Source organism: Mesorhizobium sp. M7A.F.Ca.MR.362.00.0.0, from assembly GCF_004023175.1.
Classification (GTDB): Bacteria; Pseudomonadota; Alphaproteobacteria; order Rhizobiales; family Rhizobiaceae; genus Mesorhizobium.
Genome location: NZ_RZTF01000219.1, coordinates 7,381 through 10,894 on the forward strand (window position 1 = coordinate 7,381; position 3,514 = coordinate 10,894).

Consider the following 3,514-nt stretch of genomic DNA (forward strand, 5'->3'; position numbering starts at 1 on the left):
TTGCGACGATCTCTCCTTCGACCATGACGACACTTCGTACAAGTCGCTCAAAGCCGCGCTCGAAGGCGGCGTCGAAGGCCGGCCGGCGAATGTCATCTTCTATGCCACGTCGAACCGCCGGCACCTTTTGCCCCGCGACATGATCGACAACGAGCGCTCGACCGCCATCAACCCGTCCGAGGCGGTGGAGGAAAAGGTGTCGCTGTCCGATCGCTTCGGGCTGTGGCTCGGCTTCCACAAATGTTCGCAGGACGAATATCTCGAAATGATCGACGGCTATATCAGCCATCATGGCCTTGTCATCGATCCCGAGCAGTTGCGCTCCAAGGCATTGGAATGGGCGACGACGCGCGGCAGCCGCTCGGGCCGCGTTGCCTGGCAGTTCACCCAGGACCTGGCTGGACGGCTCGGCAAGCCACTGAGGGACTGACACGTTGGGTGGCGTCGCCAACGCCATCCAATGACAAGATCATTTGGGCTGCGCCCGGCGCAAATCACGCGGCGTTTGGCCGATCTCGCGGCGCATCCAGTGCGCCAGATGTGACTGGTGCGCAAAGCCCGTCAATTCCGCCACCTCGCTTGTGCTGAGATCGCCTCGCTGCAGCAGGGCGCGTGCGCGTTCGACGCGACGTCGCACCACGTAGCGGTGCAGGGTGACGCCCGTCGCCGCCTTGAACCAAGCCCGCAAGTGCGAGCTGCTCGCCCCGGCAACTCGGCTCAATCGCTGGATTGAAAGGGGCTCGTGCAAGCCAGCTTCGATATGCTCCAACACGCGCTTGAGCTGGGCATCTGACAACCGGTTTGTTCGCTCGACATCGGAATTCTCAAGACCGAGCAGCCTCACCGCCAGAGCTGCGCCAATGCTGTCGGCAAACAAAGATCCACTCGGTGAGTTTGCGCCGAGATCGCTCTCGAGTGCACGGGCGAGATGTTGGATGCGCTGATCACGAAGCAGATGACGTGTGTCGAGCGGCAACGCGCGCGCCTTGCCACCTAGCTCAGCCGCCACCCTTTCCATCAGGGCTGGTTGTAACGCGATCTCGATCGTGTCGAACGGGGTTTCGGTCTCGAAACCGCCCTCTTGGCCAGCGGGCACCAGGTCAATATCGCCAGCGCGCCTCACGAAATATCGACCAACCTCATTGCAGTAGGAACGCGTCGCCGCGCTTGCATGCACCATGATGCGATGATGGGCCGCCCTGGAGAGACGATGGACGCCCGCTTCGATATGCCAGAAGGCCATTGTGACGTCGGGCGGAAATCGGGCCGGAACAGACTGCGAATGCATGCTCTCTCGCTTCCTGGCAAAACCTGTCCAAGAATTGGCAATTCCCGCGCGATTTTCAATGCCATGGACATGTACCTACGCCTCTCCATCGAGCTTGGACGAGAGGTTAGCCATGAGTTTTTATGTAGTTGTCGGAGCAGGCCCGGTCGGGCACGAGACCGCGCGCCTTCTGGGCGAAGAAGGACATGACGTCGTTCTCACGAGCCGGAGTGTCGGCTCAAACGCGTTGCGGAACGTCCGGGCGGTGCAGGCCGATGCCACCGATGCCGTTGAACTGGCGCGTATCTGCCGAAACGCCGACGCCATTTTCATGTGTGCCATGGCCGCCTATCAGCGGTGGCCGACCGACTTCTTCCCAATCATCGACGGCACCGTGCGTGCCGCGGAAGCGGTCGGCGCGAAGCTTGTGGTTCTCGGAAACCTCTATGGCTATGGGAAACATGCCGATAGCCCGCTTCACTCCGACCTGTCTCTGGATCCGACTTCGAAGAAAGGGACCGCCCGCACGATCATGTGGCAGCGGGCGGTCCGTGCGGACGTGCCGGCAGTCGAAGTGCGGTCCAGCGATTATCTTGGACATGGCGCGATCAGCTCTTTCTCACTGGTCGCGCTGCCCTCCATAATCGAGGGGAAGCCGACTGCTTTCATTGGAAACCTCGACGCGACTCATGCCTGGTCCTTCACGAAGGACGTGGCCAGGACGCTGGTCGCCGCTTCCCGCTACACGGGCGAATGGCGACGGGCGTTCCATGTTCCATCGCAACACGCCTCACCCCGGGAACTCATCCTGACGACGGCGGCAATGCTTCACCGTGAAATTCCAGAAACACGTTCCTATTCCACCCCCGAAATGGAAGCGTTGGGCATGCATGAGCTCATCGAGATGAGCTATCTCTTCGGCAATCCCTTGCTGGTCGATTCCTCCGACGCGGAGACGCTTCTCGGCATCAAGGCCAGCGGCCTTGACGTCATGATCGCCGACACTCTGCGTGATCATCTTTGAAGCTTGAAGACTGGCGCGTCGCGTTGAAACTGAAAAAGCCCGCTCCTTTCGGAACGGGCTGAGCCGGCGGGCCGGACTGGAGGTCAGACGGCCCGCAAATTGCTTTTTTTCTTCTATTCGAGGTAACCCGAGGGATCGACCGGGGCCGAGTTCTTGCGCACTTCGAAGTGCAGCTTCGGCGAGTCCGTCGTGCCGCTCATGCCCGACAGCGCGATTTCCTGGCCGCGCTTGACCTTCTGGCCGCGCTGCACCTCGATCGAGCTGGCGTGGCCGTAGACGGTGACCAGGCCATTCTCGTGGCGCACCAGCACCGTGTTGCCGAATTCCTTGAGGCCGTCGCCGGCATAGATGACGACACCGTTCTCGGCTGCCTTGACCGGTGTGCCCGAGGGCACGGCGATGTCGACGCCGTCTTTGCCGGAGCCGAAACCGGAGATCACGCGACCGCGCACCGGCCAGCGCATCTTGCCGATGCCGGTGGCGTCAGGCGCGACGGCATCGTCGGCCTCGGCCTGCTGGATGACCTTCGAATCCTTCTTCGGCGGCGTGTAGGACGCCAGCGTTTCCGACGGCGTGGTCTTTGCCGCGGGCTGCGTCGTGGCCGTCGTCACCGGATCGACCTTGGCCGGCTTGGCGGCGGCGACGGTCGCGGTTCCGCCGGCGGGCACCTTCAGGGTCTGGCCGATCTTGAGCAAGCCATCCTGCATGCCGTTGGCCTGCTTGATGGCAACGACTCCGACACCGGTTTTCCTGGCAATCGAGGAAAGCGTGTCGCCCGACTGAACCGTATAGGTGCCAGCTGCATTGGTCGCCTTGGCCGCGGCTACCTGCGGCTTGGGCTCCTTGGGCTGGCTCGCGGCGGCCGACGTGTCGACCTGAGCGGTGGATTTGCCCTCCCTAGGCTTCGGCTGCTGCGGCAGGACGGCGACTTTGTCCGGCGCAGTGGCCGGCAGGTTGTGCTTGGTGTCTTTCGCCGGCTTGGCATCCGCGAGCTTCGGCTCGCTCTTGCTCGAATAGGCGTAGGCCGGGATGACCAGCTTCTGGCCGGTCTTCAGCCCCTTGGTCGCGCTCAGCCCGTTGACCTTCATGATCACGTCGGACGGCACCTTGTAGCGCTGCGCCAGGCCGCCGATCGTTTCGCCGTCCCTGACGACGATCTCGGTTGCATGCGGAGTGCCGGAAGCAGCCACGCGGGGTTCGTCAGGTTGCGAAACCTTGAAAGG

4 protein-coding genes are annotated in these 3,514 nt (G+C 62.5%); 2 read left to right on the forward strand and 2 right to left on the reverse strand.

Annotated elements, in window-relative coordinates:
• Window positions 1-430: ATP-binding protein (locus EOC06_RS43320; protein WP_245469964.1), on the forward strand; the 430-nt coding region annotated here is incomplete at its 5' end.
• Between the two features lie 39 nt (window positions 431-469).
• On the opposite strand, the gene EOC06_RS23485 is transcribed toward EOC06_RS43320, so the two are convergent.
• A complete protein-coding gene (locus tag EOC06_RS23485; RefSeq protein ID WP_127408836.1) occupies window positions 470-1,288 on the reverse strand; it encodes an AraC family transcriptional regulator in 819 nt (272 codons plus the stop codon).
• A gap of 112 nt (window positions 1,289-1,400) precedes the next feature.
• Between EOC06_RS23485 and EOC06_RS23490 the strand changes: the two genes are divergently transcribed.
• A complete protein-coding gene (locus EOC06_RS23490; RefSeq protein WP_128308904.1) occupies window positions 1,401-2,291 on the forward strand; it encodes an NAD-dependent epimerase/dehydratase family protein in 891 nt (296 codons plus the stop codon).
• A 113-nt stretch (window positions 2,292-2,404) separates the two neighbouring features.
• On the opposite strand, the gene EOC06_RS23495 is transcribed toward EOC06_RS23490, so the two are convergent.
• A partial coding sequence (locus tag EOC06_RS23495; protein ID WP_128308905.1) for a LysM peptidoglycan-binding domain-containing M23 family metallopeptidase occupies window positions 2,405-3,514 on the reverse strand: 1,110 nt, incomplete at its 5' end.

What these genes read in the sequence shown, in the direction of transcription:
- EOC06_RS23485 (WP_127408836.1), bottom strand. Translation starts at nt 1,288, where the DNA reads ATGCATTCGCAGTCTGTTCCGGCCCGATTTCCGCCCGACGTCACAATG.
- EOC06_RS23490 (WP_128308904.1), top strand. Translation starts at nt 1,401, where the DNA reads ATGAGTTTTTATGTAGTTGTCGGAGCAGGCCCGGTCGGGCACGAGACC.